This is a genomic window from Streptomyces sp. NPDC014006 (assembly GCF_043088925.1).
Taxonomy (GTDB): Bacteria; Actinomycetota; Actinomycetes; order Streptomycetales; family Streptomycetaceae; genus Streptomyces.
Genome location: NZ_JBICAJ010000002.1, coordinates 911226 through 928729, shown reverse-complemented (window position 1 = coordinate 928729; position 17504 = coordinate 911226). Strand labels below are relative to the sequence as shown.

Here is a 17504-nt window from a genome sequence, read left to right as displayed (position 1 = left end):
CCGCCCGGGTCCAGGAGCGCCCGGGGTCGGCCCAGCGCCATCCCCGGGTGCTCAGGGTCCACTGCCCGGCCGGGCCGTGCGGGCCACCAGGAGCAGGAACAGCCCGCAGGCGGTGACCATGAGCCAGCCCGGACGGGAGGCGTGCGCGAGTTCGGCGGCACCGGCGCCGGCCACCAGGCCGCCGGCCAGGGCGATGCCGAGGGCGGAGCCGAGCTGGCGTGCGGTGGAGGTGATGGCTCCCGCCACGCCGGCGCGGCTGCGCGGCAGCGCGCCGACCGCGGTGTTGGTGAGGGGGGCGTTGGCGAATCCGAATCCGGTGCCGATGAGCAGATAGGCCGTCAGCAGCAGGAGGACGCCGGTGTCCCGGTCGAGCGCGGCGAGGCTGAGACCGCCGGCCGCGATGAACGCGCCGCCCAGGGCGAGGGGACGCCGGGGGCCGACGCGTCCGACCAGGTACCCGGACCAGGGGGCGCACAGCGTCGCGCCGACGGCCATGGGCAGGGTGGCCGCTCCGGCCTGAAAGGCAGTCCAGCCCCGGGTGTGCTGGAGGTACAGGGTGTTGAGCAGCAGGGTCGCGTTGAGGGCGACGAACACGGCCACCGCTCCGAGGACCGCTCCGGTGAACACCGGGCGCCGGAAGAGCCGTGGGTCGATCAGCGGCTCGCCGCGCCGCAGCTCGGCCCACGCGAACGCCGCGGCCGCCAGGGCCGCGCACGTGTAGCCCGCGAGGATCCAGGGCGAGGTCCAGCCGATGTGCGGCCCTTCGATGAGGAGGCCGATCGTGACGGCGATGACCGCGGTCAGCAGGAACTGGCCGGGGCAGATCGAGCCGACGCGCCCGCCCTGCCGCCCGGGACTCGGGCACCAGCAGCGCGCTGAGCACTAGAGCGGCGACGACGACCGGCGCATTGATCCAGAACACCGACCGCCAGCCGAGCGCGGCGACGAGCGCGCCGCCGGTGACCGGTCCTGCGGCCATGCTGAGGCCGAACACCGACGCCCACACGCCGATGGCCTGGGCCCGTTCCCGGGGATCGGGCATCACGTTCACGACGATCGCCAGGGCGACGGGGCTGAGCATCGAGGCGCCGACGCCCTGCACGGCACGGGCCGCGACGAGCACGCCCGCCGACGGAGCGAGAGCACAGGCCAGGGAGGCGACTCCGAAGACGGCCAGGCCGCACTGGAACACCCGGCGGCGGCCCAGCCGGTCCGCCAGCGCGCCGGCGGAGATCAGCAGACCGGCCAGGACGACGGTGTAGGCGTCCACGGTCCATTCCAGGCCGCGGGTGCCGATGTCCAGGCCGTCGCCGACGGCGGGGAGCGCCACGTTGACGATGGTGGTGTCCAGGCCGACCAGAAACATGCTCAGACAGCAGACGGCCAGGACGGTCCGGCGTCTTCGCCTGCTCAGCGAGGGCGGCGCGGAGAGCGCCGGCGCGGTGATGGTCATGGCTTCACCTCTCGGATGCGGGGGCGGGTGCCCGGCCATGCTGCGGCCGGGTGGCGGCCCCCTCCGAGAGTTTTTGCGGTGGCGGCAAAACGGGCCCTGCGCACCTGGGTGTTGAGCCTGGGCGGCAGGCCGGCGGCGACCGCCGCCGACGGCCTTCCCACGCCGACACCACGCGTGACACATGTGCACGTGTGGCACGTGTGGCACGTGATCGGCCCGCCGACCGCCCCCTACCGCAGCTCCGCCCGGAACGCCGCCGGCGTCCGGTCGGTGTGCTGGTGGAAGAACTTGGAGAAGTTCGCCGCGTCGGGGAAGCCGACCGCCGCGCCGACCCGGCCGATGGGCAGATCGGTGTGGGCCAGCAGCCGCTTGGCCTCCAGGACGACCCGTTTGTCGATGAAGCCCTTGGGTGTCTCCCCGGTGGCGGCGCGCACCGCGCGGACCAGGGTGCGGCGGGAGTAACCGAGGGCGTCGGCATAGGCGCTGACGCTGTGGTTGGTGGCGAAGCCCCCCTCCACCGCGTCCCGGAAGCGGGTGAAGGTGGTGTCGCTCGGGTGCCGCGCCGCCTCCGCGGAACTGGCGGCGAGATGCGCGAGGCGCAGCAGGAACGCGGTCAGGGTGTGCCGCAGCACCGCCGTGTGCAGGCTCAGCGGGAGGGTGTCCGTGTCCTCGTACTCGCGCCGGAGCTGCTCCAATGCCGTGCGCAACCCGGTGAGCTGGGCCGCGGCGGGGTGGAGCAGGGGCGGCAGGTCGTAGCGGTACAGGCCGGTGGCCTCGACGGTCGTGCGGGGCAGAAAGCCGGGCTGCATGGTCAGGACGGTTCCGCGGTACTCGCTCTGTTTCGAGAAGCGGTGGACCTGACCCGGGCGGATCCACAGGACGTCACCGGCGTTCGCCTCGTACTCGGCGAAGTCGACCATGTGGCGGACGGGGCCGTGCGTGAAGAGCATGACGACGTGGAAGTCGATGCGGTGGACGCGGTCGAGAGGAGCCTCGGAGTGCCAGGTGCGACCGCTGCCCATCGGGCCGACCTGCATGCCCACACCGCCGACGCTCAGACCCACCGGGAAGGGGAACGTTCTGATCCCGTCCGCATCCTCGCCGGCGTCGCCGTCTTGCCTGGTTGTGTCCGCCATGTCCTTCTCGTGCCGTCCCGGTCGCGCGCTCGGTGTCCCACTTTCACCACAGGCTGACACACGCAGACCTTCCGGAGAAAAAGTCAGACTTTTAAGTTTGAACACGTCAGAGCATAAGCAGCGCTTCTTGCGAGGACTTCTTGAAGATGAGCACGCAGACACCCGACACCCTCGAGTGGACCGAACTCGACCGGCGTGCCGTCGACACCGCACGGCTGCTGGCCGCGGATGCCGTGCAGAAGGTCGGCAACGGCCACCCCGGCACCGCCATGGCCCTGGCCCCGGCGGCGTACACGATCTTTCAGAAGGTGATGCGGCACGACCCCGCCGACCCGGAGTGGACCGGCCGTGACCGTTTCGTCCTCTCCCCCGGCCACACGTCGCTGACCCTCTACACCCAGCTGTACCTCGCCGGGTACGAGCTGGAGCTGGACGATCTGAAGGCGTTCCGCACGCACGGCTCGAAGACGCCCGGCCACCCCGAGTACGGGCACACGGCCGGTGTGGAGACCACCACCGGCCCGCTCGGCCAGGGCGTCGCGAACGCCGTCGGCATGGCGATGGCCGCCCGCTACGAGCGCGGCCTGTTCGATCCCGGGGCCCCGGCCGGCGAGTCCCCCTTCGACCACACGATCTGGGCGATCGTCTCCGACGGCGACCTCCAGGAGGGCGTCTCCGCCGAGGCCTCCTCCCTCGCCGGCCACCAGAAGCTCGGCAACCTGGTCTTCCTCTACGACGACAACCACATCTCCATCGAGGGCGACACCGCGACCGCGTTCTCCGAGGACGTGCTGAAGCGGTACGAGGCCTACGGCTGGCACACCCAGCGCATCGAGCCCGCCGGGGACGGCGACGTCGACGTACACGCCCTGTACGCCGCCCTGAAGGCCGCGCAGGCCGAGACCGAACGGCCGTCGATCATCGCGATGCGCACGGTCATCGCCTGGCCCGCCCCGAACGCCCGGAACACCGAGGCCGCCCACGGCTCCGCGCTCGGCGAGGCGGAGGTCGCCGCCACCAAGCGCCTGCTGGGCTTCGACCCGGAGCAGGCCTTCCAGGTCGACGCCGACGTCCTCACCCACACCCGCGCCGCCCTGGACCGGGGCGCCGACGCGCACGCCGCCTGGGACAAGCAGATCGCCGTCTGGCGCGAGGAGCGGCCGGAGCGCGCCGAGCTGTTCGACCGGATCGTCGCCGGCCGGCTCCCCGAGGGCTGGGAGGAGGCCCTGCCGGCGTTCGAGGAGGGCAGGGCCGTCGCGACCCGCGCCGCCTCCGGCAAGGTCCTGCAGTCGCTCGGCGGGGTCATCCCCGAGCTGTGGGGCGGCTCCGCCGACCTGGCAGGCTCCAACAACACCACCATCGACAAGACGTCCTCGTTCCTCCCCGAGGGCAACCCGCTGCCCGAGGCGAACCCGTACGGCCGTACCGTCCACTTCGGGATCCGCGAGTTCTCCATGGCCGCGGAGATGAACGGCATCGCCCTGCACGGCAACACCCGCGTCTACGGCGGCACCTTCCTGGTGTTCTCCGACTACATGCGCAACGCCGTGCGGATGTCGGCGCTGATGCAGCTGCCGGTGACCTACGTGTGGACGCACGACTCGATCGGCCTCGGCGAGGACGGGCCGACCCACCAGCCGGTGGAGCACCTGGCCTCGCTGCGCGCCATTCCGGGTCTGAACGTCGTCCGCCCGGCCGATGCCAACGAGACCGCGGCCGCCTGGGCCGAGATCCTGAAGAGGCACGCCACCCGTCCGGCCCCGCACGGGCTCGCGCTCACCCGCCAGGGCGTGCCGACGTACGCGCCGAACCCGGACGCGGCGAAGGGCGGCTACGTGCTGCGCGAGTCGTCCACGAAGACCCCGGAGGTGATCGTCATCGCCACCGGCTCCGAGGTACAGCTCGCCGTCGCCGCGCGGGAGCGGCTGGAGGCCGAGGGGATCGGCACGCGCGTGGTGTCGATGCCGTCCGTGGAGTGGTTCGAGGAGCAGCCCCGCGCCTACCGCGAGTCCGTCCTGCCGCCGGCCGTGAAGGCCCGGGTCGCGGTCGAGGCCGGCATCGGTCTGACCTGGTACCGCTACATCGGCGACGCCGGCCGCATCGTGTCCCTGGAGCACTTCGGCGCCTCCGCCGACGCCACGACCCTGTTCGCCGAGTACGGCTTCACCCCCGAGAACGTCGCCGCAGCAGCCCGGGAATCGCTGGCTGCCGTGCGCGGTTGATCCGATCGCCAGAAGGAAGATGATCACTGTGACCGAAGCAACCGCTCCCGCGGCAGCCCTCAAGCGCCTTTCCGACGAGGGCGTGTCGATCTGGCTGGACGACCTCTCGCGCACCCGCATCGACAGCGGCAACCTCGCCGAGCTCATCGCCACGAAGCACGTCGTCGGCGTCACCACCAACCCGTCGATCTTCCAGGCCGCCATCGGCTCCGGCGAGGGCTACGAGGCCCAGCTCACCGAGCTGGCCGTGCGCGGCGTGACGGTCGACGAGGCCGTCCGCATGATGACCACCGCCGACGTACGGGCCGCCGCCGACGTGCTGCGCCCGGTGTACGAGTCGACCGGCGGCCGCGACGGCCGGGTCTCCATCGAGGTCGACCCCCGTCTCGCGCACCACACGGCGGCCACGATCGCCGAGGCCAAGCAGCTCGCGTGGCTGGTGGACCGCCCCAACGTCATGATCAAGATCCCGGCGACCAAGGCCGGTCTGCCCGCCATCACCGAGGTGATCGCCGAGGGCATCAGCGTAAACGTCACGCTGATCTTCTCCCTCGAGCGCTACCGCGCGGTGATGGACGCCTACCTCGCGGGCCTGGAGAAGGCCGCCGCGAAGGGCCTGGATCTGTCCGCGATCCACTCCGTGGCGTCCTTCTTCGTCTCCCGCGTGGACGCCGAGATCGACAAGCGCCTGACCGTCCTCGGCACCGACGAGGCGCTCGGGCTCAAGGGCCGCGCCGCCCTCGCCAACGCCCGCCTCGCCTATGCGGCCTACGAGGAGGTCTTCGCCGGTCAGCGCTGGCTCGCCCTGGCCGGCGCCAAGGCGAACAAGCAGCGCCCGCTGTGGGCGTCGACCGGTGTGAAGGACCCGGCGTACAAGGACACCCTGTACGTGGACGAGCTGGTCGCCCCGGGCACCGTCAACACGATGCCTGAGGGCACCCTGAACGCCGTCGCCGACCACGGCGAGATCACCGGCGACACGGTGTCCGGCGGCTATGCGCAGGCGCGCGCCGACCTCGCGGCGGTGGAGAAGCTCGGCATCTCCTACGACGCGGTGGTGCAGAAGCTGGAGGACGAGGGCGTCGCCAAGTTCGAGACGGCCTGGCAGGACCTGCTGACGGCCGTGGCGAAGGCCATGGACAGCAAGGGGGTGGCAGCGTAAATGACCGCGACACCGCTGATGGAACTGACGGCTCCGGCCGCAGGCTGGGCCAACCCGCTGCGCGATCCGCGCGACCGCCGGCTGCCGCGGATCGCGGGCCCCTCGGGGCTCGTCATCTTCGGCGTGACCGGTGACCTGTCCCGCAAGAAGCTGATGCCGGCCGTGTACGACCTGGCCAACCGCGGGCTGCTGCCGCCGGGCTTCTCCCTGGTCGGTTTCGCCCGCCGCGACTGGGAGGACCAGGACTTCGCGCAGGTCGTGCACGACGCCGTCAAGGAGCACGCCCGCACCCCCTTCCGTGAGGAGGTGTGGCAGCAGTTGTCGGAGGGCATGCGGTTCATCCCCGGCGACTTCGACGACGACAACGCCTTCGACCAGCTGCGCCAGACCGTCGAGGAGCTGGACGCCGCCCGCGGCACCAGCGGCAACTACGCCTTCTACCTGTCGGTGCCGCCGAAGTTCTTCCCGAAGGTCGTCCAGCAGCTGAAGAAGCACGGCCTGGCGGACGGCCCCGAGGACTCCTGGCGGCGCGCGGTGATCGAGAAGCCGTTCGGCCATGATCTCACCAGCGCCCGTGAGCTGAACGCGATCGTGCACGAGGTGTTCGAGCCGGACCAGGTGTTCCGCATCGACCACTACCTGGGCAAGGAGACCGTCCAGAACATCCTGGCGCTGCGCTTCGCCAACCAGATGTTCGAGCCGATCTGGAACCGGTCCTACGTCGACCACATCCAGATCACGATGGCCGAGGACATCGGCATCGGCGGCCGCGCCGGCTACTACGACGGCATCGGCTCGGCCCGTGACGTCATCCAGAACCACCTGCTCCAGCTGATGGCGCTCACCGCCATGGAGGAGCCGGCCGCGTTCGACGCCGAGTCGCTGCTCACCGAGAAGCTCAAGGTCCTCAAGGCCGTACGGCTGCCCGACGACCTCGGCAAGCACACCGTGCGCGGCCAGTACGCGCCCGCCTGGCAGGGCGGTACGAAGGTGCGCGGCTATCTGGAGGAGGACGGCATCGACCCGAACTCCACCACCGACACCTACGCCGCGATCAAGCTCGGCGTCGACAACCGCCGCTGGGCCGGGGTGCCGTTCTACCTGCGCACCGGCAAGCGGCTGGGCCGCCGGGTCACGGAGATCGCGGTGGTCTTCCAGCGCGCCCCGCACTCCCCCTTCGACTCCACGGCGACGGAGGAGCTGGGCCAGAACGCGATCGTCATCCGGGTGCAGCCCGACGAGGGCATGACCGTCCGGTTCGGCTCCAAGGTGCCGGGCACCTCGATGGAGATCCGGGACGTCACGATGGACTTCGCGTACGGCGAGTCCTTCACGGAGTCCAGCCCGGAGGCGTACGAGCGCCTCATCCTGGACGTGCTGCTCGGCGACGCCAACCTGTTCCCGCGTCACCAGGAAGTGGAAGAGTCCTGGAAGATCCTCGACCCGATCGAGGGCTACTGGGCCGCGCACGGCAGGCCGGCGCAGTACCCGTCGGGCAGCTGGGGACCCAAGGAAGCGGACGAGATGCTCGCACGAGACGGACGGAGCTGGCGCAGGCCATGAGGATCGACCTGACCGACACCACGGCAAGCAAGGTCAACAAGGCGCTCGTCCAGGGGCGCCGTGCCATCGGCACCCCGGCGGTGGGCATGGTCCTGACGATGGTCATCGTCACGGACGAGGAGAACGCCTACGACGCGATCAAGGCGGCCGAGGAGGCCTCGCACGAGCACCCCTCGCGCACCCTGGTCGTCATCAAGCGGCACGCCCGCACCCCGCGCGACCGCCAGGCCTCCCGGCTGGACGCCGAGGTCCGGGTGGGCTCGGAGGCCGGCACCGGCGAGACGGTCGTGCTGCGCACCTACGGCGAGGTGTCCGACCACGCCGACTCCGTCGTCCTGCCGCTGCTGCTGCCGGACGCCCCGGTCGTCGTGTGGTGGCCGGTCGACGCGCCGGACAACCCCTCCAAGGACCCCCTCGGCGCGCTGGCCCAGCGCCGCATCACCGACCTGTACGCGGTCGAGAACCCGCTGGAGATGCTGCAGACCCGGGAACGCACCTACGCCCCCGGCGACACCGACCTCGCCTGGACCCGGCTCACCCCGTGGCGCTCGATGCTGGCCGCCGCCCTGGACCAGGCCCGCGCGAAGGTGATCTCGGCGGCCGTCGAGGCCGAGGCCGACAACCCGGCCGCCGAGCTGCTGGCCCGCTGGCTGGAGGCCCGCCTCCGGGTCACCGTGGACCGGGTCGTCACCGCCGGTCCGGTCGTCACCGCCGTACGCCTGGGCACGGCCGAGGGCGAGCTCGTCATCGACCGGCCCGAGGGCCCGCTGGCCACGCTGACCCTGCCGGGCCAGCCCTCGCGCACCCTGGCGCTGAAGGTCCGCGCCACCTCCGAACTCATCGCCGAGGAACTGCGCCGCCTGGACGCCGACGAGATGTACGCCATCGCCCTGCGCGGCGAGGGCAGCAAGGAGACTCCCGCACATGTCTGAGACCCCGTTGCTGACCCGGCGGCCCGAGTGGACCGCCCTGGAGGACCACCGCGCCCAGTGGCAGGCGCACCTGCGGGAGCTGTTCGCGAGCGACCCCGGGCGCGCCGAGCGGTACGTGGTGCGCGTCGGTGACCTGCGCATCGACTACTCGAAGAACCTGATCACGGACGAGACCCTCGCCCTGCTGCGGGAACTGGCCACCGCCACCGACGTGTTCGGGCTGCGCGACGCGATGTTCCGCGGTGAGAAGATCAACGTCACCGAAAGGCGGGCGGTGCTGCACACCGCGCTGCGTGCCCCGCGCGACGCCGTGATCGAGGTCGACGGCGAGAACGTGGTGCCGAAGGTGCACGCCGTGCTCGACAGGATGAGCGCCTTCGCCGAGCGGGTCCGCTCCGGCGAGTGGACCGGCCACACCGGCAAGCGCATCCGCAACGTCGTCAACATCGGCATCGGCGGCTCGGACCTCGGCCCGGCGATGGCGTACGAGGCACTGCGCGCCTTCACGGCCCGTGACCTGACGTTCCGTTTCGTCTCCAACGTCGACGGCGCCGACCTGCACGAGGCCGTGCACGACCTGGACCCGGCGGAGACGCTGTTCATCGTCGCGTCCAAGACCTTCACGACGATCGAGACGATCACCAACGCCACCTCGGCCCGCGCCTGGCTGCTTCAGGGCCTGGGCGGCGAGGACAAGGCGGTGGCCAAGCACTTCGTCGCGCTGTCGACGAACGCGGAGAAGGTCACCGAGTTCGGTATCGACGTCGACAACATGTTCGAGTTCTGGGACTGGGTCGGCGGCCGCTACTCCTACGACTCCGCGATCGGCCTGTCGCTGATGATCGCCATCGGCCCGGACCGCTTCCGGGAGATGCTCGACGGCTTCCACACCGTCGACGAGCACTTCCGCACCGCGCCCGCCGAGGCCAACGCCCCGCTCCTGCTGGGCCTGCTGGGCATCTGGTACGGCAACTTCTTCGACGCCCAGTCGCACGCGGTCCTGCCGTACAGCCACTACCTGTCGAAGTTCACCGCGTACCTGCAGCAGCTGGACATGGAGTCCAACGGCAAGTCGGTGCAGCGCGACGGGCGCCCGGTGGAATGGCAGACCGGGCCGGTGGTGTGGGGCACGCCGGGCACCAACGGCCAGCATGCCTACTACCAGTTGATCCACCAGGGCACCAAGCTCATCCCGGCCGACTTCATCGGGTTCGCCCGTCCCGTCGCCGAGCTGAGCGACCGCCTCAAGGGCCAGCACGACCTGCTGATGGCCAACTTCTTCGCCCAGACCCAGGCCCTCGCCTTCGGCAAGACCGCCGACGAGGTGCGCGCCGAGGGCGTGCCCGAGGAGCAGGTCACCGCCCGCACCTTCCAGGGCAACCACCCCACCACCACCGTCCTGGCCCGCGAGCTGACCCCGTCCGTGCTCGGCCAGCTGGTCGCCCTCTACGAGCACAAGGTGTTCGTCCAGGGCGCGATCTGGAACATCGACTCCTTCGACCAGTGGGGCGTGGAACTGGGCAAGGTCCTCGCCAAGCGGGTCGAACCCGCCCTCACCGAGGGCGCGGACGTGCCCGGTCTCGACCCGTCCACCGCAGCGCTCGTCGCGGCCTACCGCGACCTCAAGGAAGTGAAGTAACCATGCAGATCGGTCTTGTTGGTCTCGGCAAGATGGGCGGCAACATGCGCGAGCGTCTGCGCAACGCCGGCCACGAAGTCGTCGGATACGACACCAACCCCGAGCTCTCCGACGTCGACAACCTGGTCGAGCTCGCCGACCGCCTCGCCGCACCGCGCGCGGTGTGGGTCATGGTCCCGGCCGGCGCGGTCACCCAGAACGTCATCGACCAGCTGTCGGGCATCCTCAAGCCCGGCGACACCGTCATCGACGGCGGCAACTCCCGCTGGAGCGACGACGAGAAGCATGCCGAGGAGCTCGCCAAGCGCGGCATCGGCTTCGTCGACGCGGGTGTCTCCGGCGGCGTGTGGGGCCTGGAGAACGGCTACGCGCTGATGGTCGGCGGCGAGAAGGAGCACGTCGACCGCCTCAAGCCCATCTTCGACGCCCTGAAGCCGGAAGGCCCCTACGGTTACGTCCACGCGGGCAAGGTCGGCGCCGGGCACTTCGCGAAGATGGTCCACAACGGCATCGAGTACGCCATGATGCAGGCCTACGCCGAGGGCTGGGAGCTGCTGGAGAAGGCCGAATCCGTGGAGAACGTCCGCGAGGTCTTCCGCTCCTGGCAGGAGGGCACCGTCATCCGCTCCTGGCTGCTGGACCTCGCCGTCAACGCCCTCGACGAGGACGAGCACCTGAACAAGCTGCGCGGCTACGCCGAGGACTCCGGCGAGGGCCGCTGGACGGTCGAGGCGGCCATCGACAACGCGGTGCCGCTGCCCGCGATCACGGCCTCCCTGTTCGCCCGGTTCTCCTCCCGCCAGGACGACTCGCCGCAGATGAAGATGATCGCCGCGCTGCGCAACCAGTTCGGCGGCCACGCCGTCGAGTCCTCGAAGAAGTGACCCTGCGTGGGTGATCTTCTCCTCGTCCGCCACGGCGAGACCGAGTGGAGCCTGACGGGACAGCACACCAGCTTCACCGACCTGCCCCTCACCACCCATGGTGAGGAGCAGGCCAAGTCCCTGGCTCCGCTCCTGTCCGGACGGCCCTTCGCGCTGGCTCTCACGAGCCCGCTGCGGCGGGCCGTCCGCACGGCGGAACTCGCGGGCGTGCTCGGGGCCGTCCCGGAGCCCGACCTGCACGAATGGGACTACGGGGGGTACGAGGGCGTCGCCACCGTCGACATCCACCGCACCCGTCCGGGCTGGGACCTGTGGACCGACGGCGTCCCGCCCGGCACCGGCAGCCGTGGGGAGTCGCCGGAGGAAGTGGGCCGTCGCGCGGACCGGGTCCTGTCCCGGGTGGTCCCGGCCCTGGCGGCCGGCGACGTCGTCCTGGTCGCCCACGCCCACTTCCTGCGCGTCCTGACGGCCCGCCGCCTGGGCCTGCCGCCGTCAAAGGGGCGGCTGCTCCAGCTGGCGACGGGCACACTGAGCCGGCTGTCGACGGAACACGGGCGACCGGTGGTCGCGGAGTGGAACGTGCGGGCGTAAGGAGACGGTGATGACGCACGACGGTGGTCTGCGACTGCATCTGCGGCGTGTTCTCGCCGCGCCATCCCCTGTCGTGTTCAGCGCCCTGACCGAACCACGGGAGCTGGCCAGGTGGTGGGGACCCGAGGGGTTCACCATCCCGAGCGTGGAGTGCGATCTGCGGCCGGGCGGCGGTTATCGCATGGCGATGCAGCCACCGGAGGGCGACGCATTCCACCTCGTGGGTGAATACCTCGAGGTCGCTCCTCCGGTGGGCCTGTCCTACACCTTCCGCTGGGAGGATCCCGATCCCGAGGACCAGGAGACGGTCGTGCGGCTGACGCTTCGCGACATCGGTGCCGCGTCTGCCGAACTGACCCTCACCCAGGGCGACTTCCTGACCGAGCGGCGACGAGCCCTCCACGAGGAAGGCTGGACCCAGGCCCTCGACAAGCTCGAGGAACTGGTGTCATCGGCTGCGTCACCCTGAGACGTCGTGTGCCGTGTGCTGCGCGGCCAGGCGTATCGGTGCGTTCGGGGCGCCGTAGCCGCCGTAGCCGCCGTCGCGCTGGACCAGTTCGAAGAAGACCTGGCCGACGGTCCGGGTGTAGCAGTGGCGGAACTCGCCGCCCTGCTGGTCGCGGTCGTAGAGGATGCCGAGGTCGCGATAGGCCGCCAGGTCCTCCTCGGGGAGGTCGAAGCGGGCGGCCAGGTCGTCGTGGTAGTTGGCGGGCACCGGCAGCAATCGGCCGCCCGCCGCGCGGAAACGCCGGGCCGCGGCGACCACGTCGTCGCAGGCCAGTGCGATGTGCCGGGCGTGCGCGGTGGCGTCGCCGGGGGCCGCGCCCACGGTGAGGGCGAGGCGGACGCTGCCGTCGGCGGTGGCTACGGCGCGGCTGCGCATCAGGCCGTACGGGTCGGCCAGGTCCACGCTCTCCTGGGCGTCCAGGCCGAGGACGGAGCGGTGGAAGAGGGCGGCCTCGTCGAAGTGGTGCCAGGGCTGGGTGAGCGCGAGGTGGTCGATGCCGCGGATGCCGGTGTCCCGCGGGGCTGCCGTCACGTCCGCGAAGTCGGCGCGCCAGTCGGGGAGTTCGGGCGCCCGGCCGGTGGCGCAGAAGAACAGTTCCGTGCCGTCGGGTGCGGCCACCGCCTCCAGCGGCGCGTCCTCGGGTGCGCGCCGGCGGGGCAGTACGGGCGCGAGCAGGGCCTCGGCGCGACGGGCGGCGCCGGCCGGGTCGGGCGAGGTGAGGCCGATCGCGGCGAGCCGGGTGCCGTCACGGCGGGCGGCCGGGCCGGTGTTGAGCAGGATCCGGGCGTCTCCCTGCTCCCACAGGTCGACCGGCTTGCCGCGGTGGCGTGCGGTGCGGGTGAAGCCGAGGGCGCCGAGCACCGCGGCGGCGGGGGCGGGGTCGGGGGTGAGGAGTTCGGCGAAGGCGACGCCCGTGGGCACGACGGGCGCGGGCGGTGCCGCCGCGCCGGTCTCCTCCTGCAGGACCAGCAGTGAGCGGCGGCCGTCGACGGCCGTGGGGCCGGGGTCGGCCTGCCGGAAGACGTCGTTGAAGACCTCCAGCGACAGCGGGCCGGTGTATCCGGTGCGCAGCACGTGCCGTACCAGGCCGGCGACGTCGAAGCCGCCCTGGCCGGGGAAGCAGCGGTAGTGGCGGCTCCACTGCAGGACGTCCATGGCGAGCCGGGGCGCGTCGGCGAGCTGGAGGAAGAAGATCTTGTCGCCGGGGATGTCCTCGATGCCCTTGGGGTCCGAGCCACGGGACAGGATGTGGAAGCTGTCCAGGCAGGTGCCGAGCGCCGGGTGGTCCGCGGCCTCGACGATCCGCCAGGCGTGGTCGTACGTCGACACGTGCCGCCCCCAGGCCAGTGCCTCGTAGGCGACGCGGACGCCGAAGTCCTGGGCGAGGTCGGCGAGCCGGGCGAGCTGGGCGGCGGCGAGGGCGTCGTCGTCGACGGCGAGCGGGTGGACGCTGGAGCAGACCAGGACCGTGTCGGCGCCGAGCCGGCGCATCAGCTCGAACTTGTGCCGGGCGCGGCGCAGGCTGCGCGTGAACTCCTCCTCGGGCAGCGCCTCGACGTCCCGCATCGGCTGGTAGAGGTCGACGGTCAGACCGAGGTCGGCGCAGCGGGCGCGGATCTCCTCGGGACCGAGCGGGCCGGCGAGCAGGTCGTTCTCGAAGATCTCGACACCGTCGAAGCCGGCCCGGGCGGCGGCCGTGAGCTTCTCGGTGAGGGAGCCGCTCAGACAGACGGTGGCGATACAGGTACGCATCGGTGGCCTCACGGGGTGGTGGTCGCGGCGGCGCCGGTCAGGGCGGCGAGGTCGGCGAGCACCGCCGCGCTGTCGGGTTCCCGCCCGGTGAACAGGCGGAACGCGTCGGCGGCCTGGAAGGCGGCCATCCCGCCGCCGTCCAGGGTGGTGCAGCCCAGCGCCCGCGCGATGCGCAGCAGTTCGGTCCGAAGGGGGCGGTAGACCACCTCGGCGACCCACAGGCCGGGGTGCAGCAGCTCGGCGGCCAGCGGCAGCCCGGGGTGGGCGGCCATGCCGGTCGGGGTGGCGTGGATGACGCCGTCGGCGCCGGTGAGCAGTGCGGGCAGCTCGTCCGGGCCCGCGGCGACGGCCCGGCCGGCGCCGAAGTGCCCGGTGAGGGACGCGGCGAGGGCGGCGGCTCGCTCGGGCTGGGCGTCGACGAGGGTGATCCGTTCGGCGCCGAGGGTGAGCGCGGCGTGCGCGACGGCCGCGCCGGCGCCGCCCGCACCGAGCTGTACGACCCGCTCCAGCGGGGCATCGGGCAGGCCGCGCGCGAAGGAGGCGGCGAAGCCGGTGACGTCGGTGTTGTGGCCGACTGCCCGGCCGCCGTCGAAGACGACGGTGTTGACCGCGCCGAGCGCCTCGGCCTGCGGGTCCAGGGCGTCGAGATGGGGAATCACCAGCTGCTTGCAGGGGTGCGTGACGTTGAGCCCGTCGTAGCCGAGGTCGCGGGCGGAGCGGACCAGGTCGCCGACGGCCTCGGGCTGCAGCCCGAGTGTGTCGAGGTCGAGGAGCCGGTAGAGGTAGCGCAGCCCCTGGCGGTCGGCCTCCCGCTGGTGCAGGGCCGGGCTGAGCGACGGGCCGATGCCGGAACCGATCAGTCCGACGAGGAAGGAGTCACCGGGCACTGCTGACCTCCGGAGCTAATGTACGAACCAGTACGTTAGCTATACCAGTCCAGCGGACCCACGAAAAGCCCCGGCCCGCCGCGGACCCGCCGCCTTCTACAATCTGCGGCACTGGCCCAACGCACCGGGGGAAGCCCATGACCAGCGTCGACGAACCGGCACGCACCGGCGGACGCACCCGCGACGCCGCCCGCACCCGGGCCGAGATCCTCGACGTGGCGACCCAGGAGTTCGCCCGGGCCGGCTACGACGGGGCCCGCGTCGACGAGATCGCCGCCCGCACCCGCACCACGAAGCGGATGATCTACTACTACTTCGGCGGCAAGGAGCAGCTGTTCACGGCCGTGCTGGAGCGGGCGTACGCGGTGATCCGCGAGGCCGAGCAGCAGCTGGACGTCGAGCACCTCGACCCCGTCGCGGCGATCCGCCGGCTGGCGGAGCTGACCTTCGACCACCATGAGGAGCACCCGGACTTCATCCGGCTGGTCAGCATCGAGAACATCCACGAGGCCGAGCACATCGCGGCGTCACAGAAGCTCGGCCGGATCGGCTCGCCCGCACTGGACGTCATCCGCCGCATCCTGGCCGCCGGCCGGGGGTCGGGCGTGTTCACGGCGGACGTCGACGCCGTCGATCTGCACGCGATGATCAGCGCGTTCTGCTTCTTCCGGGTCTCCAACCGGCACACCTTCGGGGCACTGTTCGACCGCGATCTGCTCGACCCGGCGGAGCGCGAGCGCTACCGGACGATGCTGGGCGACATGGTGCTCGCCTATCTGACGGCGGAGCGCGCCGGCGACTGAGTCCGCGGGCTTCCGCTGCGGCAACACCCCTTGACAGCGTGGAAACACGGGCGCAACATCGCTTGCCATCGCGACTAACTATCCAGTGGGTTAATTAACCGAAGATCCGGCTCCCCCGCGCTCCCCGCGTTGTCCCGCGGTTCTTCCGCTCACCCCGTTCCGCCTACGGTGGAGTCCCCCGAAGGAGCACGCCGTGTCCGTCCCCGCCGCACCGCACGACGCCACCGCCCCGCCCGGCCAGGCCAGGAAGGCGGCGGCCGCCGCCTGGATCGGCAGTGCCCTCGAGTACTTCGATTTCTTCATCTACGGCAGCGCGGCCGCGCTGATCTTCCCGGAGGTCTTCTTCGACTCCTCCGACCCGGCGACCGCCACCCTGCTCTCGCTCGCCACGTTCGGGGTCGCCTACGCCGCCCGCCCGGTCGGCGCCCTCTTCCTCGGGCACATCGGCGACCGGCTGGGCCGTAAGAAGATCATGGTGTTCACGCTGATCCTGATGGGCGTCTCGACGTTCCTGATCGGCTGTCTGCCCACCCGCGCACAGGTCGGCGGCCTCGCCCCGGTGCTGCTGGTGGCCTGCCGCGTGCTCCAGGGCATCTCCGCGGCCGGTGAGCAGGCCAGCGCGAGTTCCATGACGCTGGAGCACGCGCCGCCAAACCGGCGCGGGTTCTTCACCAGCTTCACCCTCAGCGGTACGCAGGGCGGCCAGCTCATCGCCACGCTCGTCTTCCTGCCGATCGCCGCACTGCCCGAGGACCAGTTGCTGTCGTGGGGCTGGCGGGTGCCGTTCTGGCTGAGCATCGTGGTCGCGGTGGTCGGCTACCTGGTGCGCCGTCGGCTGGCCGAGACGCCGGCGTTCACCCGGCAGGCCGCGACCGAGGGCGTGGTGAAACTGCCGCTGGCGGTCCTCGCGCGCGAGCACTGGGCGGACGTGCTGCGGGTGATCGCGGGCGCGCTGATCGCCTCCGTCAGCACGATCTTCACGGTGTGGGCGCTGGCGTACGCCACCAGTGACGCGGTGGGGATGGACCGGTCCGGGATGCTGTGGGTGGGTGCGCTCGCCAATCTGGTGGCGCTCGTCGCGATCCCGCTGTGGGCGCGGCTGGCGGACCGGATCGGCCGCCGCCCGGTGTACCTGGTCGGCGCGGTGGGCAGCGCGGTGACGATGGCGCTGTACCTGTGGGCGATCTCCACCGGCTCCTACCCGCTGACGCTGGTGTGCGGCGTCCTGGCGTTCGGGGTCGTCTACAGCGCCGCGAACGGGGTATGGCCCGCGTTCTACGGCGAGATGTTCTCCACCCGGGTCCGCCTGTCCGGCATGGCCGTCGGCACCCAGATCGGGTTCGCGGTCGCCGGTTTCGCGGTGACGTTCGCCGCGCGGCTCGCCGGGCCGGGCGGTGACGACTGGGCCGCGGTGGCACTGTTCACGGCCGCGCTGTGCGTGCCGCCGGTGATCGCCGCGCTGTCGGCGCGGGAGACGCACCGGGTGCCGACCGAGCTGCTCGGCCGGCGGCCGGTGTCCCGGGCGGCGCAGCAGGAGACGGTGACGGCCTGAGGTCACGTACCGCCCGGGAGCCGTGCCCACGGCGACCGGGGCCCGGTGCCGCGCTACGGGCGCGGGTGCCGTGGCTCGTACAGTCCGATCTCGCCGCCGCCCGGCAGCCGGAACCCGGTCAGACGCCCCCAGGGCGCCTGCACCACCGGGCTGAAGTCGACGCCCTTGGCGGTGAGTTCGGCGATGGTCGCGGTCAGGTCGTCGCACATCAGCATCAGCTCGTGCGACGGCTCACCGTCCGCGGGGTGGCAGGCCACCTCCGCGGGCGGCATCCGGAAGATCAGCCAGCCGTTGCCGGCGTCGACGTGCGGCCAGCCCAGCACGTCCCGGAGAAAGGCCCGGTCGGCCTCCGCGTCCCGGCTGTACAGCACCACGTGCGCCCCATTGATCACCCCTGGGAGGCTAGCGCCTGCCTTGAGG

The 17504-nt window shown here is 71.7% G+C and carries 15 protein-coding genes and 1 pseudogene; 10 read left to right on the top strand and 6 right to left on the bottom strand.

Annotated features, from left to right (window positions below):
* Positions 1-51: 51 nt before the first annotated feature.
* The 3 genes and pseudogenes from ACF1GV_RS10695 to ACF1GV_RS10685 all read right to left on the bottom strand — a co-directional run bounded on the left by ACF1GV_RS10695 (position 52) and on the right by ACF1GV_RS10685 (position 2589).
* Positions 52-804 carry an MFS transporter gene (locus tag ACF1GV_RS10695; protein ID WP_391679658.1) on the bottom strand — a complete coding sequence of 251 codons (753 nt, stop codon included), beginning with the start codon at positions 802-804 and terminating at the stop codon, positions 52-54.
* 109 nt (positions 805-913) lie between these two features.
* Positions 914-1366 (bottom strand): annotated as a pseudogene (locus ACF1GV_RS10690) (MFS transporter); the annotation flags it as partial.
* Between the two features lie 317 nt (positions 1367-1683).
* Positions 1684-2589, bottom strand: coding sequence for a helix-turn-helix domain-containing protein (locus tag ACF1GV_RS10685; RefSeq protein WP_391679040.1), 906 nt, complete (start codon positions 2587-2589; stop codon positions 1684-1686).
* Positions 2590-2735: 146 nt separating this feature from the next.
* Here ACF1GV_RS10685 and tkt point away from each other — a divergent pair, with 146 nt between their 5' ends.
* The 8 genes from tkt to ACF1GV_RS10645 are packed head-to-tail and all read left to right on the top strand — an operon-like array spanning position 2736 to position 12051.
* A complete protein-coding gene (tkt, locus tag ACF1GV_RS10680; protein ID WP_391679042.1) occupies positions 2736-4811 on the top strand; it encodes a transketolase in 2076 nt (691 codons plus the stop codon).
* Between the two features lie 19 nt (positions 4812-4830).
* On the top strand, positions 4831-5973 hold the full coding sequence (gene tal / locus ACF1GV_RS10675) for a transaldolase (protein WP_391679044.1): 1143 nt from the start codon (positions 4831-4833) through the stop codon (positions 5971-5973).
* Entirely contained in the window at positions 5974-7536 is a 1563-nt protein-coding gene (gene zwf / locus ACF1GV_RS10670; RefSeq protein WP_391679046.1) for a glucose-6-phosphate dehydrogenase, read from the top strand. It abuts the gene before it with no gap.
* Positions 7533-8468: a glucose-6-phosphate dehydrogenase assembly protein OpcA gene (gene opcA / locus ACF1GV_RS10665; protein WP_391679049.1), complete on the top strand. Its 936-nt coding sequence runs from the start codon at positions 7533-7535 to the stop codon at positions 8466-8468. Before zwf ends, opcA begins: the two co-directional genes overlap by 4 nt.
* A complete protein-coding gene (gene pgi, locus ACF1GV_RS10660) occupies positions 8461-10107 on the top strand; it encodes a glucose-6-phosphate isomerase (RefSeq protein WP_391679051.1) in 1647 nt (548 codons plus the stop codon). Before opcA ends, pgi begins: the two co-directional genes overlap by 8 nt.
* Before the next feature lie 2 nt (positions 10108-10109).
* The gene (gnd, locus tag ACF1GV_RS10655) at positions 10110-10991 is read left to right on the top strand and encodes a phosphogluconate dehydrogenase (NAD(+)-dependent, decarboxylating) (RefSeq protein WP_391679052.1); all 882 of its coding nucleotides are present in this window, start codon (positions 10110-10112) and stop codon (positions 10989-10991) included.
* A 6-nt stretch (positions 10992-10997) separates the two neighbouring features.
* Complete coding sequence (locus ACF1GV_RS10650) at positions 10998-11582, top strand: histidine phosphatase family protein (protein WP_391679055.1); 585 nt, start codon at positions 10998-11000, stop codon at positions 11580-11582.
* A 10-nt stretch (positions 11583-11592) separates the two neighbouring features.
* Positions 11593-12051: an SRPBCC domain-containing protein gene (locus ACF1GV_RS10645; protein WP_391679057.1), complete on the top strand. Its 459-nt coding sequence runs from the start codon at positions 11593-11595 to the stop codon at positions 12049-12051.
* Here ACF1GV_RS10645 and ACF1GV_RS10640 read toward each other — a convergent pair.
* Positions 12043-13842, bottom strand: a complete 1800-nt coding sequence (locus ACF1GV_RS10640; RefSeq protein WP_391679059.1) for a bifunctional sugar phosphate isomerase/epimerase/4-hydroxyphenylpyruvate dioxygenase family protein — start codon at positions 13840-13842, stop codon at positions 12043-12045. The genes ACF1GV_RS10645 and ACF1GV_RS10640 overlap by 9 nt on opposite strands.
* A gap of 8 nt (positions 13843-13850) precedes the next feature.
* Complete coding sequence (locus tag ACF1GV_RS10635; RefSeq protein WP_391679061.1) at positions 13851-14729, bottom strand: shikimate dehydrogenase; 879 nt, start codon at positions 14727-14729, stop codon at positions 13851-13853.
* Between the two features lie 137 nt (positions 14730-14866).
* On the opposite strand from ACF1GV_RS10635, the gene ACF1GV_RS10630 reads away from it, so the two are divergent.
* Both ACF1GV_RS10630 and ACF1GV_RS10625 read left to right on the top strand, forming a co-directional pair.
* Positions 14867-15532, top strand: a complete 666-nt coding sequence (locus ACF1GV_RS10630; RefSeq protein WP_391679063.1) for a TetR family transcriptional regulator — start codon at positions 14867-14869, stop codon at positions 15530-15532.
* A 193-nt stretch (positions 15533-15725) separates the two neighbouring features.
* A complete protein-coding gene (locus ACF1GV_RS10625) occupies positions 15726-17084 on the top strand; it encodes an MFS transporter (protein WP_391679065.1) in 1359 nt (452 codons plus the stop codon).
* A 53-nt stretch (positions 17085-17137) separates the two neighbouring features.
* Here ACF1GV_RS10625 and ACF1GV_RS10620 read toward each other — a convergent pair whose 3' ends face one another.
* Positions 17138-17476: an extradiol dioxygenase gene (locus ACF1GV_RS10620; RefSeq protein ID WP_363261805.1), complete on the bottom strand. Its 339-nt coding sequence runs from the start codon at positions 17474-17476 to the stop codon at positions 17138-17140.
* Positions 17477-17504: the final 28 nt, after the last annotated feature.